At 69.9% G+C, this 15,986-nt stretch carries 17 protein-coding genes; 16 read left to right on the top strand and 1 reads right to left on the bottom strand.

Annotated elements, in window-relative coordinates; all coding sequences use genetic code 11:
• Nucleotides 1–205 precede the first annotated feature (205 nt).
• The gene (locus ACGFNN_RS21185) at nt 206–961 is read right to left on the bottom strand and encodes a DNA-methyltransferase (RefSeq protein WP_393557880.1); all 756 of its coding nucleotides are present in this window, start codon (nt 959–961) and stop codon (nt 206–208) included.
• Between the two features lie 516 nt (nt 962–1,477).
• Here ACGFNN_RS21185 and ACGFNN_RS21180 point away from each other — a divergent pair.
• The 16 genes from ACGFNN_RS21180 (at nt 1,478) to ACGFNN_RS21105 (ending at nt 15,900) form a co-directional block, all read left to right on the top strand.
• Nucleotides 1,478–2,596, top strand: a complete 1,119-nt coding sequence (locus tag ACGFNN_RS21180; RefSeq protein WP_393557878.1) for a C40 family peptidase — start codon at nt 1,478–1,480, stop codon at nt 2,594–2,596.
• A gap of 132 nt (nt 2,597–2,728) precedes the next feature.
• The gene (locus tag ACGFNN_RS21175; RefSeq protein WP_393557876.1) at nt 2,729–3,043 is read left to right on the top strand and encodes a DUF6112 family protein; all 315 of its coding nucleotides are present in this window, start codon (nt 2,729–2,731) and stop codon (nt 3,041–3,043) included.
• A complete protein-coding gene (locus ACGFNN_RS21170) occupies nt 3,043–3,735 on the top strand; it encodes a hypothetical protein (RefSeq protein WP_393557874.1) in 693 nt (230 codons plus the stop codon). The genes ACGFNN_RS21175 and ACGFNN_RS21170 overlap by 1 nt, the downstream gene beginning before the upstream one ends.
• 36 nt (nt 3,736–3,771) lie before the next feature.
• On the top strand, nt 3,772–5,145 hold the full coding sequence (locus ACGFNN_RS21165; protein ID WP_393557872.1) for an ATP-binding protein: 1,374 nt from the start codon (nt 3,772–3,774) through the stop codon (nt 5,143–5,145).
• Nucleotides 5,146–5,220: 75 nt separating this feature from the next.
• The gene (locus tag ACGFNN_RS21160) at nt 5,221–6,690 is read left to right on the top strand and encodes an SCO6880 family protein (RefSeq protein WP_393557870.1); all 1,470 of its coding nucleotides are present in this window, start codon (nt 5,221–5,223) and stop codon (nt 6,688–6,690) included.
• 17 nt (nt 6,691–6,707) lie between these two features.
• Complete coding sequence (locus ACGFNN_RS21155; RefSeq protein ID WP_393557868.1) at nt 6,708–7,196, top strand: DUF4259 domain-containing protein; 489 nt, start codon at nt 6,708–6,710, stop codon at nt 7,194–7,196.
• 25 nt (nt 7,197–7,221) lie between these two features.
• A complete protein-coding gene (locus ACGFNN_RS21150; protein ID WP_393557866.1) occupies nt 7,222–7,659 on the top strand; it encodes a DUF6238 family protein in 438 nt (145 codons plus the stop codon).
• A gap of 28 nt (nt 7,660–7,687) precedes the next feature.
• Nucleotides 7,688–9,202 (top strand): VirB4 family type IV secretion system protein, encoded by a 1,515-nt coding sequence (locus ACGFNN_RS21145; RefSeq protein WP_393557864.1) that lies wholly within the window; start codon nt 7,688–7,690, stop codon nt 9,200–9,202.
• Between the two features lie 323 nt (nt 9,203–9,525).
• Complete coding sequence (locus ACGFNN_RS21140) at nt 9,526–10,341, top strand: ParB N-terminal domain-containing protein (protein ID WP_393558435.1); 816 nt, start codon at nt 9,526–9,528, stop codon at nt 10,339–10,341.
• Nucleotides 10,338–10,853 (top strand): hypothetical protein, encoded by a 516-nt coding sequence (locus ACGFNN_RS21135; RefSeq protein ID WP_393557862.1) that lies wholly within the window; start codon nt 10,338–10,340, stop codon nt 10,851–10,853. The genes ACGFNN_RS21140 and ACGFNN_RS21135 overlap by 4 nt, the downstream gene beginning before the upstream one ends.
• The gene (locus ACGFNN_RS21130; protein ID WP_393557860.1) at nt 10,840–11,424 is read left to right on the top strand and encodes a hypothetical protein; all 585 of its coding nucleotides are present in this window, start codon (nt 10,840–10,842) and stop codon (nt 11,422–11,424) included. The genes ACGFNN_RS21135 and ACGFNN_RS21130 overlap by 14 nt, the downstream gene beginning before the upstream one ends.
• Nucleotides 11,425–11,601: 177 nt before the next feature.
• On the top strand, nt 11,602–12,345 hold the full coding sequence (locus ACGFNN_RS21125; protein ID WP_393557858.1) for a glycosyltransferase family 2 protein: 744 nt from the start codon (nt 11,602–11,604) through the stop codon (nt 12,343–12,345).
• Between the two features lie 379 nt (nt 12,346–12,724).
• A complete protein-coding gene (locus ACGFNN_RS21120; RefSeq protein WP_393557856.1) occupies nt 12,725–13,180 on the top strand; it encodes a hypothetical protein in 456 nt (151 codons plus the stop codon).
• Complete coding sequence (locus tag ACGFNN_RS21115) at nt 13,177–14,361, top strand: hypothetical protein (RefSeq protein WP_393557854.1); 1,185 nt, start codon at nt 13,177–13,179, stop codon at nt 14,359–14,361. The genes ACGFNN_RS21120 and ACGFNN_RS21115 overlap by 4 nt, the downstream gene beginning before the upstream one ends.
• A 19-nt stretch (nt 14,362–14,380) precedes the next feature.
• Entirely contained in the window at nt 14,381–15,682 is a 1,302-nt protein-coding gene (locus tag ACGFNN_RS21110; protein ID WP_393557852.1) for an MFS transporter, read from the top strand.
• Nucleotides 15,679–15,900 (top strand): hypothetical protein, encoded by a 222-nt coding sequence (locus ACGFNN_RS21105; protein WP_393558433.1) that lies wholly within the window; start codon nt 15,679–15,681, stop codon nt 15,898–15,900. The genes ACGFNN_RS21110 and ACGFNN_RS21105 overlap by 4 nt, the downstream gene beginning before the upstream one ends.
• Nucleotides 15,901–15,986: the final 86 nt, after the last annotated feature.

Raw genomic sequence — 15,986 nt, 5'->3', positions numbered from 1 at the left:
GGATCCGGAACGCGAACCGGCTCCAACTCCCCGTCGTCTGCGGGCTTCGTGGATTCGGGCATGAAAAGTTTCGGCCTCCTATGGGACGCGGAAAGAGAGAAGGACGGAGGAGGCGACGCACGGACCGGACGGTGAGATACAGGCTCTGCTGTGCCGGGATTCCGCTAAGGGCTCCAGTCGCCTCGGCCGGAAGCACGGTCGCGGCTCAGACGGTGAGAACCACGTCGTCCTGGGTGAGGGTTTCGCGGACTGTCTCGGTGAGCCGGTCGGCCGCGATCGACGCGTAGTGCTCGGTCTTCTCCACACCGATGAAGTCCCGGCCTTCCAGCAGGGCGGCGACGCCCGTGGAGCCGGAGCCGGCACAGAAGTCGAGCACCATGCCACCCGGCGGGGAGATCTTGACCAGCTCGCGCATCACCTCCACCGGCTTCTGCGTGATGTGCTGCCGCTTCGCCCCCGAGGGCTGCGACGCCGAGTACAGGCCCGGCAGGTAGACCGGGTTACGGGAACCGTCGATCGGCCCCTTGGACCCCCAGATGATGAACTCGCAGTTCTGGGTGAACCGGCCCTTCTGCGGCCTGGCCTGCGGCTTGTGCCAGGCCAGCACGCCCCGCCACAGCCATCCGGCCGCCTGGATCGCATCCGTTGTCGTGGGGAGCTGGCGCCAGTCGGTGAACAGCAGCGCGGTCCCGCCGGTCTTCGTCAGACGGTGCGCTTCGGTCATGATCTGCGTCAGCCAGAACCCATAGCTGCGCTGGTCCATGTTCTCGCCGGTGAAGTCGGCGAGGTCGTTCTTGGAATCGGCGGAGGTGTACTTCTGCTTGGCGGAGCGGGTGGTGCGCTCCTTCGCGGTCCGGCCCCCGCTGTTGTACGGCGGATCGGTGATGACGGAGTCGACGCAGCCGTCCGGAAGGCCGGTGAGGACGCTGAGGGCGTCGCCCTGGTGCAGGGAAAAGGGCAAAGAGGAACCCCTATTCGGGTGTGGAACGCGGAGAGAGATGGGACTCACGGCCTCACGCAGTTGTCCTCGCGGGCTGGAATCGGGCATGCAGAAGCCCAGAGCCACAGACCGAGGAAGGTGAGGGGGAGTCCAAAAACTGTAGAGGCGAATCCGCCGACGACCAAGAAGTGCTCCGGTGAGGTGCCGGATTCCGACACCTCACGCCGATCATTTTGGTCAACGGCCGATCCGCGCCTACTGTTTTTGAACCGCGCGGCAAACCACCGCTGGCTAACCCCTTCCGTGCCTCACGGAGGTATTTCCGTCCCTGAACACCTAGTTCACGGCCCGGCCACGCGTGGCGAGCGGCAACTCGCCCGTGCCGGCCCGTTCCGATCGCCCACCCCGGCCGCCGCGCACTTCCACGACGCCTCGCGCACGCGGAACGCCGGTCACCGCACCCCTCAAGGACAGGTTCATGACGTCTCGCTGCCCACCCATGCCCGAAAACGCTGACCCGCGAGCGATCGGCTCCGGTTGAAGGCGCTTGCCGCCGGCATCGGCGTAGTCTTCCTCTCCCCCATCCTGATCGCCGGCACCGGCATGATGCTGGCAACCTCCGCCGACGCCGTGCAGAGCACCGGCTCCCTCAGCAACTGCCTGACCGACATCGACACCGACAAGGTCGCCGAGCAGGTCGGCAAGATCCTCGACGGCGTATCCGGCGAGAACGTCCACGTCGAGGGCCTGGACCTGCCTTCCGAGCAGGTCCCCAACGCGCAGACGATCGTGGCCGCCGGCCTCTCGCTCGACGTCCCCACGAAGGGCCAGATCATCGCGCTCGCCACGGCGATGCAGGAGAGCCGGCTGCGCAACCTGGGCTACGGCGACCGCGACTCCCTCGGCCTGTTCCAGCAGCGCCCCTCCCAGGGCTGGGGCAGCGCCCAGCAGATCCGCGACCCGGTCTACGCCTCCGAGCAGTTCTACAAGCATCTGCTCAAGGTGGACGGCTGGCAGCAGATGACCGTCACCCAGGCCGCCCAAGCCGTGCAGAAGTCCGGCCTGCCTGACGCGTACGCGCAGTGGGAGAACCTGGCCACTGCATTGCAGGCCGCCATCGCCAAGACCTTCCCCGGCGGCGGGACCGGCTCGGACCAGGCCGTGCAACCGCCGACTCTTACCACCGGCTGCGCTCCGGGCCAGGACGGTTCCGGCTTCGGTCCCATCCCCGAGGGGAAGGTCCCGAAGGGCTACACGATCCCCAAGGACGCCGACCCGAAGGCGCGCACGGCCATCGAGTGGGCGATGCACCAGCTCGGCACGCTTTACCAGTGGGGCGGGTCCTGCACCAACGCCCACGGCCCCGACCCGATGGGCCGCTGCGACTGCTCCAGTCTGATGCAGCAGGCGTACGCCCACGTCGGTGTCACGCTTACCCGCACCACGTATACGCAGGTCAACGAGGGCAAGGCAGTATCGCCCGCCCAGCTCAAGCCCGGTGACCTGATCTTCAGCCGCGGCAGCGCCGCACGGCCTGAACATGTCGGCATGTACATGGGCGAGGGCCTCGTCATCGAGGCGCCGCGCACCACCAAGCCGGTCCGGATCACCCCGGTCAAGGGCTGGACGATTCTCGCCGCCCGCCGCGTCCTCTGACGTTCGCCCGGCACCGCGCCGGGCGCGCCGCCGCCACGGCCACTTCCGCACCCCGGGCGCACATCCGCCTCCGCTTCCCCTTTTCCGCCGGCCTTCGCCTGGCCCGCGTATGCAAGGAGCCCCACCACGCCTATGTCCGTCCCTCTCGCAGACCGCGTCATCCACCTCGCCTACGACCCAGGAATCTCACCCCAGGGCGGCGGGCTGCCCGGCCTCGCCGTGCTGAAGAACGTCGTCAACAGCATCAACATGTTCGGCATCATCGCCGTGGTCGGCGCCCTCGCCGTCTCGCTCGGCGTATGGGCCTGGGGCCACCACACCGGCGGCCATCAGGCCGAGGCCAACGGCAAGAAGGGCGCCCTCGTGGCATCCGGCGCCGCGCTCGGCCTCGGTGCCGCGAACGGGATCGTTGACTTCTTCTCCAGTCTGGGGTCGCAGGTTCACTGATGCGGACACGATTCCCTTCCCTCTCGGCGCTCTCGTACGGCGCACACTGGCCAACCGGCAAGCGCATTGCGGTCGTTGCCTCCGCCGTCGCCGTCCTTCTCTCCATCGCTGCGGTCGTGGCCCTGCTGACCGGCGGTGGAAACGGGCACCAGGCTCCTGGGGCCGCCGCGCCCACCCCGACCGGCAGCCCGTCCTCCACCGAGGACGCCCCGAAGCCTTCCTCCGGAACAGGGTCGGTGCCCAAGCCTCCCCAGATCGCCGAGCCGATCGCCTACGCCCAGTCGGCGGCCCAGATGCTGTGGTCCTACGACACCCGCACCACCAGCCGCGACCAGCAGCTCGCCGGTATGCACACCTGGATGACGAACGAGAGCGCGTACGCCGACTGGGCCTCGATCTCCGGCCAGGTGCCCGATCCGGTGCTGTGGTCGCGGATGGCCGACCAGGAGCAGCACGCCACCGCCGACGTCGCCGAGGGCCACTTCCCCTCGGCGTTCAAGCAGGCGCTGGCCGATGACCCGTCCGCGATCACGAAGGCGTACATCTACGTCGTCACAGTCAACGGGGCGCAGCAGATCGCCTGGAAGAAGGGCGGCGGCGGAGCCGAGGAACGGGCTGTGACCCTTGCCGTCCAGTGCCGCCCGAACCACGACTGCACCCTGGCCGCCATCGCCCCGAGCGTCACGCAGTGACCCGCGCCTGCAACAAGAACGGAGGGGTAGCTCCCCGTGGGCTTCTGTGATCTCCCCCTGGCAGACAAGATGTGCGCCGTCGGCGATGCGGTGGACTTCGCCTCGAACCCCGGTAAGGCCATCGGTGACTGGATGGCAAAGTCCGCCGGCGAACTCGCCGCCGCGGCGGCCGATCTGGCCGCCGCGGCAGTCAACACCACCACGAAGGTGGACCTGAACGCCGGCTGGTTCCGCGAGAACTACGAGGTGCTGTTGCCGCTGGGTCTGGTCCTGCTGGTCGCCACGTTCTGCGCGCAGCTGGTTCGGGCAGCCATCCGGCGTGACGGGCAGGCCCTGACACAAGCGTTCACCGGCACTATGAGCGGCGTCCTGTTCGCCTTCTGCGCCATCGCGTTCACGACGGTCGCGGTCGAAGTGGTCGACGCGATATCCGACGGCCTGTTCAAGGCCGCGCACCTGAACATCGAGACAGCCGTGCGCCGGATCGTGAAGGTCAACCAGCTCGCGGTCTTGACCGGACTGGGCTGGCTCGTCCCGGTCGTCGCCGGTCTCGGCGCCGCCATCGGAGCGTTCCTCTACTGGTGCGTGATGATGGTCCGCAAGGTCGGCATCCTCGTCATGGTCACATTGGCGATCTTCGCGTCCGCCGGTGGCGGCTGGGAAGTCGCACGGCGCTGGCGTAAGGGCTGGATCGAAGCCACCGCCACCCTCGTGGTCTCCAAGGTCCTGATGACCGTGATCTTCGTCCTCGGCATCGCCGCCATGGGCAAGACCGAGGCCAAGGGCGGCATCGCCGCGCTGGCCGACGTCATGGCCGGCATCGTCATCATGGTCCTGGTGCTGCTGTGCCCGTACGCGGTCTTCCGGTTCGTGCACTGGGCGGCCGATGGTACCGACGGCGAGTCCATCCACCGTGCCGGTGGCGCGGGAGCCCAGATCGCCAAGGCACATGCCGAGAAGGCCGCCCGCAAGGCCGCCTCGGCTGCGGCCACCGCCGGGACCGGCGGTGTCGCAGCAGGAGCGGGTGCCGCCCCGCAGGGGCCCGATGCCGACGGTGGAGGGGGATTCCCCGGCGATGTCGCCGCCAACCCGACCGGCGGAGGCACAGAGGGCAAGGAAGTTTCACCATCAGGTGGTTCGGGTGTCTCGCCCGGTGGCGATTCCGTCAAGTCTGGTCTGGGGAAGACCGTCCAACCCGCGCCGACCAGCGTGTCCGACGACGCCAGCGGCCAGTTGGGCGGGAGCCAAGGGCCCGGCGGATCGGGGACGAGCGCCTCATCCGGCCAGGGCGAGGGTTGGCAGTCCACCCCGCCGACCACGACCCCGCCGCCCCAGGGCGCACCGCCGTCCTCCGGCTCCCAGAGCGTCACGTCCAGCGGGTCGGCCACACCACCGGCGGCCGGTCTCTGATTCTCTGCCCGACTCCCGGGGGCGGGACCACGCGCCCCGTCCCCGGGTTCCACCCGCGCCTCCAGGAACCGCCCCTTGACTGATCTCTCCGCCGCTCCGATCAGCGTGAAATTCCCGCACCGGAGCCGCCGCGGCATCCTCCTCGGCCTCTCACTCCCCCAGCTCACCTTGGCCGCGTGCACGCTGGCGCTCCTGCTGATGACGGTGATCTCCACGGGCCTGCTGGGCGCCGTCACCCTGACCCCGCTGTGGGCCGCCTCCGGTGCCCTCATCGCCATCCGCCGGCACGGCCGCTCCCTCATCGACTGGGCGCCGATCGTCACCCGCTACGCACACCGCCGCCATACCGGCCAGACGCTCTGGCTCGCCCGGCCCGTCACCCGCCCACGGCAGGAAGGCGTCCTACACCTACCTGGCGCCGCAGCCTCCCTCAAGGTGGTTACTCCCGGCGACTCCGCCAATGGCGCTGCGGCCGTGTACGACCCGCACCAGCAGACCCTGACCGCCATCGCACGCGTCGCCTCCCGCGCCTTCGCGCTCCTCGACCCGGCCACCCAGAACCACAACGTCAACAGCTGGGGCCGAGCGCTGGCAGGCATCGCCCGCACCGGCCACATCGCCACCGTGCAAGTGCTGGAACGCACCGTCCCCGACAGCGGTGACACCCTGACCCGTCACTGGACCCAGAACGGGCGTCCCCAGACCCCGGTCGCCGGACAGATCTACTCCGAACTGGTCTCCTCAGCCAGCCCCGCCGCCGCACCGCACGAGACCTACCTCGCCATATCCCTTGACCTGAAGGCCGCCAAACGGCTGATCGCACAGGCCGGCGGCGGCCTGCCAGGCGCATTCACCGTCATGGAGCAGACGACCGCGTCCCTCGCCCAGGCAGCCCGGAACGCCGGTCTCATGGTGACCGGGTGGCTGAGCGCCCGGGAGATCGCCGCGGTTATCCGCACCGCCTACGACCCGGCCGCTCTCGCCGCCCTCCAGCAGTGGTCCGAGACCGGCCGCGCCGAAGCGGAACCCGCCGCCGCGGGACCTGTCGTCCAGGTCGAGGAGTACGACCGTCTGGCCACCGACAGCGCCCGGCATGCGACGTACTGGGTGGAGAACTGGCCGCGGACCGAAATGGGAGCGGGCTTCCTGCACGGGATCATGTTCACCGCCGGAGTACGGCGCAGCCTGTCCCTCATCTACGCACCCCAGGGGCTCGAGTCCGCACTGCGGGACGTCCAACGGAGGAAGGCTGCGATCATCGCCGATGCGAGCGAGCGCGCCCGACGCGGTCAAGTCGATTCCGAAAGCGATTCCGTCGAGTACGCCGACGTCAAGACGCGAGAGCGCCAGCTGATCGCCGGGCACGCGGACGTGGCCCTGACCGGGCTCGTCACCGTCACGGCCGAGAACAATGCTCTCCTCGACGCTGCCTGCGCACAGATCGAGACCGCCGCCGTCACCGCCGGCGTCGACTTGCGCCGTCTCAACTACCAGCAGCCCGAAGCCTTCACCGTCGCCGCCCTCCCCCTCGCCCGCACGACCTGATAACTGAGGAGTCCTCCATGGGCACATGGGGCACCGGCCCTTTCGACAACGACCTGGCAGCCGACTACGCCTTGCTGCTCGACCGGTCAGACATGCCCGAGGGTCTCCTGCGCCACGCCCTCTCCCAGCCTGACAGCAGCAGGATTGAGAACTGGGAAGTAACAGTCGCAGCGGCAGCGGTAACCGCCTCGTCCTGTCCCGGTGGTAAGCCTCTCCACCCCGAATACGGCCCGCACAAGCCTCTACCTCCGCTCCCCCATGATCTGCGGGAACTCGCGGCTGCGGCCCTCGTCACCCTCCTCACCCGGCCTCCACAGACCTATGGATGGGTAAGCGAACAGCTCGTCACACACTGGCGCTCAAGCCTCGCCCAACTGCACGGGGTGCTCGCAGCGGCGCTAGCCAAGCCGCCCCAGCCGGCCCCAGCCCCATCTCCGGCCTGCCTTCCCAACCAGCAGGCACCCGCTCCGCCGAATCCATCCGACTCGGGCCCCCGTCGCCGCTGACCTCACCGACCCAGCAAGGACCTTCTTGAAAAACAGTGCCGCGCACGAAACACAGCCCTATCTGCGCGCCGCCACCGCCGGCATCCGCCACCACGCCCGGAGCCTGCCCGCCCAGGAACGTGCTGCCAACCGCGTTCACCTGGACGTGCTGCACGCTCACCTGACCACGCTGCACCAGCTTCTGGACCAGCTCGCAGACACCACCCGGCCCCAGAACCCCGCTGCCGGGCGCCACCTGGCCACCGCGCGGACCCGGCTGTGGCAGGCCGCCACCGAAACCCACGCCGCCTTCCACCAGCTACCGACCACGACTGCCAACTCCACCGAGTGCCGCCCCGAACAGCTTCCCGAGGGACCAACAGTCCTCACGATCTGCCAGCGCCACCTCGCCGCCGGGCACATCACCCGGCGCAAGACCACCCCCAGTGACCTCCGCGCGCACACCACGGCATGCGTGCGATGAGCACTACCCGCAGAATCGAGCGCCCCCGATGAGCCACCGGCCCGACCGCCGCGCCCGCCGCGCCTCCGCCAGCCCCCTGTTCACCCCGCATGGGACCGACAGGGCCAGCCGCAAGGAAGCCCGTCGCCAGCTCACCGAAGCAACCGCCAAGGCCCGTGCCGAAGCCAGCGCCCACCAGACAGGCGCCACACCGGCCAAGCACGAGCCACCCGCACCGCTCTACCCGTCGAGCGGACGCCCTGGGCCCGCCTCCGCCCGCCAGCACCGGTTGAAACTGCCCACCCACCGCATGACCACCGCTGTAGCCGCAGGCGCGTACCCCTTCCTCGCCGAAGGCGGCCTCGGCGCCGAAGGCATCTACATCGGCCGTGACGTCCACGCCGAAGCCAGCTTCGTTTTCGATCCGTTCGCGCTGTACGGCAAAGTCGAGGGATTCACCAACCCCAACCTCCTGCTCGCCGGAGTGATCGGCCAGGGCAAGAGCGCCCTGGCCAAGTCCTTCGCGCTGCGTTCGGTGGCCTTCGGATACCGCGTCTACGTGCCGTGCGACCCGAAGGGCGAGTGGACGCCGGTGGCGGAGGCTCTCGGCGGCCGGTCCGTCGCCCTTGGCCCTGGGCTGCCGGGACGCCTGAATCCTCTGGACGCGGCGCCACGTCCACAGGGCGTCTCCGAGGCCGATTGGGTCGGCGAGATCCGCAAGCGACGCCTGCTCCTGCTCGGATCCCTGGCCCGGACCGTTCTGGGCCGGGACCTGATGCCCATGGAGCACACCGCGCTGGATGTCGCCCTCGACGCCGTCGTCACCCGCGCCGCCGACACGCAGCGCACCCCGCTCCTCGGTGACATCGCCGCCACCCTCAACACCCCTCACACTCTCGATGAGGCCGCCGGGATGATGTCGGGCCAACTCGGCGACGCCGCACGCGACCTGGCCCACGCCATGCGGCGCCTGATCCACGGTGACCTGGCCGGCATGTTCGACGCCCCCTCCACCGTGAGCTTCGACCCGAACGTGCCGATGCTCACCATCGACCTGTCCCGCCTCGGCGGCAGTGGAGACGACACCGCCCTCGTCCTCGCCATGACCTGTGCGAGCGCCTGGATGGAATCCGCCCTCTCCGACCCCAGCGGCGGCCGGCGCTGGATCGTCTACGACGAGGCATGGCGCCTGATGCGGCACGTGGGTCTGCTCCAGCGGATGCAGGCCCAGTGGAAGCTGTCCCGCGGCCTCGGCATCGCCAACCTCATGGTGATCCACCGGCTGTCCGACCTACTCACTGCCGGCGACGCCGGCTCACAAGGCCGGGCCTTGGCCGAGGGCCTCCTCGCCGACTGCAGCACCCGAATCATCTACCGCCAGGAAACCGACCAGCTCCGCGCCGCGGCCTCCCTGCTCGGGCTGACCTCCGTCGAAATGGACGCCATCGCCCACCTCAACCGCGGCCGTGGCCTGTGGAAGGTCGCAGGACGCAGCTTCATCGTCCAGCACCTCCTGCACAGCCACGAACTGGCCCTCTTCGACACCGACGCCCGCATGCATTGAAAATGCGCCGAGTTCACGAATCAAGGCGCGCGACACAAGGCTGACCGGCTGCTCAAGCCCACACTTCGTGGGCAGCTCCAGCCGCATCGGTATCTCGTGGCATGCAAGACGAGGCGGATAGCCCCCAAGCACGAACTCCCGTTTGCAGCCATCGCGGCGGCGACTACGGGCGCCGCCGCTCCCCTTCCTTGCGGGACGACCGGCTGGCCATCGCCTCGTCCGCCAATGAGCCCACGCTCTTGAGCGGCTTGCCCAGGCAGTGGCCGTCGCCACTGACCCGGGTGCCGATTCGCCCTCACCTCTGATCCACCACGGAGAACACCATCGAGCTACACCCGACCACCGCACTCTTCCCCCTGCTCGACGAGGAAGAGCTCCAGTCCCTGGCGGACGACATCCGCGAGCACGGCCTCGACAATCCTGTGGTCCTCGACACCACCGGCCGAATCCTGGACGGAAAGAACCGCCTGCGGGCCTGCGAGATCGCAGGCATTCAGCCGACCTACATCACATACGAAGGCGACGACACCGGCCGGTACGTACTCTCGGCCAACAGGCAGCGCCGGAACGTGACCAAGGGCCAGCTCGCGATGATCACAGCCAAGGCGCGTTCATTCAGTGAACACGAGCAGCGTTCACCCGGTGAACGGTCCGTCCGTTCACTGAGTGAACAAGCTGGCGTCTCGGTGGGACGCATCGGACAGGCCAACATGGTCCTGCGGCATGCACCGGACCTGGCCGAGGCCGTCATCAACGGCACGATGGGCCTGAACGAGGCGTACTCAGTCGCGCAGAGAAACAAGGCCCAGGCCGAATCGTCGGAAGCCCAGCTCGCGCGCCTGCGTTCCGAGGACCCCCAACTGGCCGACAGGGTCGCCGAGGGAGAACTCACCATCCAGGGCGCGTGGGCGGAACGCAAGGCTCGCCAGGAGGAAGACCTGCGGCAGCGCAGGGTCGCCACCAACCTGCTCTGCGAGATTCTCCCCGCCCTCGCCCAGATACGCGGCAGCCGCACCTTCGCACAGTACGACCCCGAACTCGCACCGCCCGGCCGAGCTGTCACCCGCGAAGTGATCGAGCACGCCACCACCGCCCTGGCCGAAGTAGCCGCCGCCTGGAAGGACCGCGACCTCCCGTGAAGTATTCCTCCGACCCCCAGCTGCGCCAGCTCGCCCTCGAAGCAGCCCAGCACGTCACCACCGACGCCGGCCGTATGCACAAGGACGACTTCCTCGACGACCTGTGTGCCCGAATCCACGAGCGCGCCGACCTGGAGGGCGCCGTCCTGAAGAAGGCCGCCCAGGGCCTGATGCGGGACCTCGGGGAACGCCGCAGCCCCCGCCGCAACAAGAGGACCGGCGGCCTGTACCACCCCGAGAGCATCATCAAGCTCGGCAACGGGATCTGGGTGTGGATGAAGCACACCACCCCAACGGACATGACGCAGTGGGGCCTGATCTCCTCCCGGAACACCGTCCGCACCATCACCGCCGCCGCGGACACCCAGCAGTACATCCACGAGCGCACCGACGCCTTCCGCTCCCACCCCGGAATCTCCAACCTCCACCCGCTGGAGGAAGCGGTCTTCCACTACCAGCAGGACACCCTCGACGACAGCTTCTCCGATACCGACGACCTTGACGACCTGTAGCCCGCACCGGCCTCGAAGGACCCGCATCACCCCGCGCGACCCAGACTTCGACCTGTACGACAACGTCGGCCGCGACGCCGACCAGATCCACGCCGCCCGGCACTGCGTCGCCACTCCCAGCGACCTGAAGCGGTGGGCACGCCGCGACGCGCAGCCCTTCCTTGCCGCGCACCCCCTACCCGATCAGCCCTGGCCCGGCCTCGACTCCACTCCGTACCTGGACGCCCTCGCCTCAGCCCAGACTCCGGCGGAAATCGACGCGGTCACTGACCACGTACTGGACGCCGCCGAACCCGCGCTGCAGGCTCTGAGCGACTACCTCGTCGCGGCGGCCCGCTGGAATCGGGAGAGCCGCGATGCGGCCAAGGAGTCAATCTCAAACCTTCTAATGACGGCGGCCAGCCGGGCCGTGTCGGTCCTGGCCCTCGCCGACGAGGCCGGCATGCAGAGGCTGCGGGCCACCTACGACCCGGCCCCCACCCCAACGACACCGACCGACCACCAGCGGGGAACTACCGCTACGGGCCTGCCGCCGGCCCCTCCGTCCCCCGGCACCGCGCCCCGCCGGTAACTACCTGCAACGGCGGTCTCCCGAGGCCCTGATCGCGTGACCCCCCGTCCACCCATTCCTTCATCGCCGCCCCACCACCGGTGCCGGATACAGCGGCATCCACGTCCAGTTCGACGGACGGCCCAGCCACCACCTCCACGCTTCCCGGAGCCTGACCTGCCCTCACACACCAAGCCCTTGATCACCGTCGTCATCGCCAGTCGCCTGCGCGAGGAACGGCTCGAGTTCCTCAGCGCCATGCACGCCAGCCTCACCCGGCAGTCCGTGCCGTGGGAGGCTGTGATCGCGCTCGACGGCGCCACCCCCGACCGCCTGCCCGCGCCGCTCGCGCACGACTCCCGCGTCCGCACGCTGCCGCTGCCGCGACCGGTCGGCGCCGCTTGCGCCCGCAACCTCGCCCTCACCCAAGTTCGCACCGAATTCGTGAACTGGGCGGACGACGACGATGAGTTCACCGACGACGCGATGTCCCTCCGGCTGAACACCCTGGAATCGACCGGCGTCGGCTGGTGCGCCGGGTGGAGCGAGGACCAGCACTCCGACGGCTCGACCACCCTGTGGCGCTGCCCCACTCCGCCCGGTCGGCACGAGGCCGGCGAGGTATGGACGTACTGGACATCACCGGCGGACACCATCCCCATTGGGCCGACCACGATCCTCGCCCGTACCGACCTCGTGCGCGCCGCACCCATGGGCGGCCTCGTCCAAGGGGAGGATTACTGCGCGGCCCTCGGCGTGACCGCACTCGCTGCCGGAATCCTGCTTCCGGTTCCCGTGTACCGGTACCGCAAGTGGGGCGGTCAGATGACCGCCCAGGTCGGACACGACCAGTTGGAGGCAGCGGCTCGCGAGCACGCGTGGGCATACGGACGCAGCCTGCGTGCCCTGGTGCGCGAGAGCGGGAACTTCGCCCAAGGCTGAGGCGCAGATCATCCACGCGGGCAGCCCCGGTCGACAACGTGCGCGACGCTCACCGAAACCCCTACTGCGTTGAACACCGGAGCGAGTGAGGCAACGAGCAGCACTGGTCGATTTTGGAGATCACATCAGCGCCGGGTGGAGATCTACTCCATGCGGCGCAGGCTCTAACCAACCGGTACGCCCGCCTACGGCCAGGCCGTCCACGTCCGCCGGGCCGCAGCCATCGCCGCCGCCCTTGACGAGATTTAAGGCGAGTACGAGACCTGGCAGGGCATAGCCGCCTCTGGCCGCTACAGCGACGCCACCTCGCTGGATGCCTCCGCCCTCGACACGGCCACTGGCCACCCCGCCCTAACCACGTCAGGAGAAGCACTCCCCCTTGCACCCCGGATCCCACTTCGCCTTCGGCACCCACCCCAAGCACGGCTTCGTCGCCTCCTCTACCGCCTCGATGCCCGCACACCTCGCCCACTGGTTCCTTGAGCGCGAGCAGTTCGAGCCCGTCCCCGACGAGCCGGGGCTCTACCGGCTGAGCGAGCCCGAGCGGGACGGAGCCCGCCGCACCCGCCAGGCCGTCCTCGACCTGCGCAGCCACGGCTACACCGTGCGGGCCAACATCCGCTTGGACCCCATGCAGTCCGCCACAGCTGCGCGCCCGGCACGGCCCAACGGCCTCCAAGGGCGCCGCAGCCGCCTCGCACAAGCTGCCGCCGGCCGGACCACCCAGCGCGCCACCGCGCCCACCACCTCGCCTCCCTCTGCCCGGCCGATCCCGCCGAAGCCCACCTACGCACCGACCGCTCACCTGACCGCTGAAACGGGGCGGTCCCGATGACAGAGCCAAGCCCCCTTCCGGACGGCTCCCCAACGGTGGCGAAGGACATCATCGAAAGCGCCCGCACCTTCCGGCTGCGGATGGCGGTCATCGACCACGAGTACGAGGTCGCGCTCGACACCACCCGCGACCGCTTCGGCCGCACCGTCCACGCAAGAGCAGCGGCAGCCGCACGAGCCCACCGCGACAAAGCGGCGGTCGAGGCGTACGCCACCCACCTCGCCCCGCACGCCGAGGACCTCCTGGACGCCGCCCGCCGCGCGCTCGACGAACTGCCGCCCGCACGACACCTGGCCGGGTGGCGGACCGTCCTGGACGGCCTGTCCGCCACCACCGCCGAGATCCGCCCCGCCCTCGACCGGCCGGTCACCGGCCCCTCGGCCGAGCGTTCTCGGCGCGCGGCGCTGTGGCCCCACCTGACCGCGTGGGCCGACCACGGCTCCATCGCCAGCAACCTCGCCGACCAACACGGCGCCCCTCGTCACCGACCCTCGCTGACGATGGAGGAACAGCAGGCGTGGACCGAGAAGGCCCAGGCCGCGCAGGAGCGCGGCGAACTGGACCTGATCGAGTCCTGGTACGCCGCCGACGGCCAGCCCATCACGCTCGCGTACCTCGTCGAGGACAACGACTCGACGGTGGTCGCGCTCCACGGCGACCCGGGCGCACCAGGCTGGAAGGTGATCGGGCACCACGCCCACGAGTGGGAGGCGGGCAAGGCCCTGCCCCCCGCGGTCCCGCCCGGCGTGCTGCGCCCGGACATCTCCCGGTTCAACCGCCCCGTGCCGGTCCCGGAGGTGTCCCTGCAGGAACTCATCCGCGACGTCCTCGAAGGCCACAGTGCCGGTGACGCATCCAACGCGCTTCTGAGCGCCGTCCAGCGCGGCTACGACGCCGGCCCCACGGTCCGCCTGCAGGAACTCCTGGAGACCAGCAGCCAGTTCGCCAGCGCGCTGCAGACCGTGCACGGACGCCAGATCGCCGCCCGCCTGTCCGCGCTCGGCCGGCAGGTCGAGTTCCTCGCCCGCGAAGTCGAAGACGCCGCCGAGGACCTTGGCGCGACCGTCGCCGTCCTGCCCCCACACCGCACCCCCGTCCTGCGCATGCGCCCGCGCCCGGCCGTGGACACCACCCCACCCGCACCACCACCGCGCGCCAGCACAAGCAGCCACCACCGCTGACCACCGAGAAAGCCCCGCGTTGTCTCTGACCGCTTCCCCCGCCCCGGCATCGCGCCCCACCTACGGCGCGGTGCTGGGCAGCCCGTACGTCACCCGTCTCCTCGCAGGCACCCTCACCGGTCGGCTCCCCAACGGCATGGCACCGGTCGCCATCGTCCTGTGGGCCACCGCAAGCGGCCACGTCATCGCCTTCGGCGGAATGCTCAGCGCCCTGTACGGGCTGTCCTCCGCGCTGGCCCAGCCGGTCAAGGGACGCCTCATGGACCGCCACGGCCAGACAGCGGTGCATCTGCCGGCCGCCCTGATCAACTCCGCGCTCCTGGTGGCCCTGCCACTGGCCGGCCCGTACGGCGGAGCGGGCCTGGCCACGGCCATCGTCATAGCCGGCGGCCTGAGCACACCGCCCCTGGAGGCCGGACTGCGGGCCCTGTGGCCCAGCGTCCTGCCCGACCCCCGACTCCGCCACGCGGCCCTCGCCCTCGACACCGGCACGCAGGGGCTGCTCTACATCATTGGCCCCCTGCTCGTGGCAGCACTCGCCGCCACGCACAGCCCCACCACCGCACTCGCGGTCACCGCTGTACTCGGCATGGCCGGTACCGCCGCGGTAGCGCTCGCCCCACCGTCACGACGCTGGCGTCCGGCCCCGCCCACTCAGGGACCAGCACGCAAGACACCGCGACTGGCCAGTCCCGCACTGGTACTGCTCTTCGCTTCTCTGATCGGCATCGGCTTCGCGATCGGCGCCATGAACATCTGGGCGGTCTCCATGGCCGAGCAACACCACCAGGAGATGCTCTCCGGGACCCTGCCCGCCACGTTCTCCACCGGCAGCTTCCTGGGCGGCCTCCTCTACGGCCGCCGGCACTGGAACAGCACCACCACCAGCCGGCTGATCACCGCCGCCGGTGCGTTCGTGGCCGGGTGGGTGCCACTCCTGTTCCTCCCCGGCCCGTACGCGGCCACCGCCGCGGTCGTGGTGCCCGGAGCCTTCCTGACCGTCGTCGTCGCCTGCGCCTACGTCACCACCGACACCCTCGCACCCGTGGCCCGCACCAGCGAGGCGTACGCCTGGCTGATCCTCTCGATCGGCGTCGGGCAGTCCGCCGGCACCGCCCTGTCCGGACGCCTCGCCGAGCAGCCCCTAGCGAGCGCCGTGCTCCCCGCCGCCGGCGCCGCCGTCGCGCTCGCCGTCCTACTCGCCGCACGCCGCCGACTCGTACCGCCACGGAAGCCGACAAGCAGCCCGCGACCCTCCCCGTTCCCGCCACCAGCGATAGGAGATCCGCCTTGCCCGACACACCAGCAGAGCCGTTCCTGACGATCCGGCACACCATCACCGGCGAGATCACCACCACCGGCTACAACGCCGCCGCCCGGCGGATCCTGCTCCAGGACGGCTTCGAAGAGACGCCCGACTGCGCCTGCCGAACGACGGAACCCGGTACGCAACGGACATACGGGCCCGCTCGGCAGCCAGCACACTGCCCGTCGCCGACCATCCCGTGCACCTGCACCAAGCCATCGGCCGACCGGTGAACGCTGCCGGCAATCCCTCAGCTGGCCCGGTCGCCGATGTCGCCACAGCCCGTGCTTCGCTCCGGAAGCGGCCAGCCTCTCCAGCG

Origin of the sequence: Streptomyces sp. NPDC048590 (assembly GCF_043199535.1) — a bacterium.
Taxonomy (GTDB): domain Bacteria; phylum Actinomycetota; class Actinomycetes; order Streptomycetales; family Streptomycetaceae; genus Streptomyces.
Note: the sequence above shows the minus strand (reverse complement) of the source record. Positions and strands in the feature narration are given on the sequence as shown.

Bases quoted from the DNA above. Each gene is read 5' to 3' on its own strand.
- ACGFNN_RS21175 (WP_393557876.1), top strand. From the start codon at position 2,729: ATGTCCGTCCCTCTCGCAGACCGCGTCATCCACCTCGCCTACGACCCA.
- ACGFNN_RS21170 (WP_393557874.1), top strand. From the start codon at position 3,043: ATGCGGACACGATTCCCTTCCCTCTCGGCGCTCTCGTACGGCGCACAC.
- ACGFNN_RS21155 (WP_393557868.1), top strand. From the start codon at position 6,708: ATGGGCACATGGGGCACCGGCCCTTTCGACAACGACCTGGCAGCCGAC.
- ACGFNN_RS21145 (WP_393557864.1), top strand. From the start codon at position 7,688: ATGAGCCACCGGCCCGACCGCCGCGCCCGCCGCGCCTCCGCCAGCCCC.
- ACGFNN_RS21115 (WP_393557854.1), top strand. From the start codon at position 13,177: ATGACAGAGCCAAGCCCCCTTCCGGACGGCTCCCCAACGGTGGCGAAG.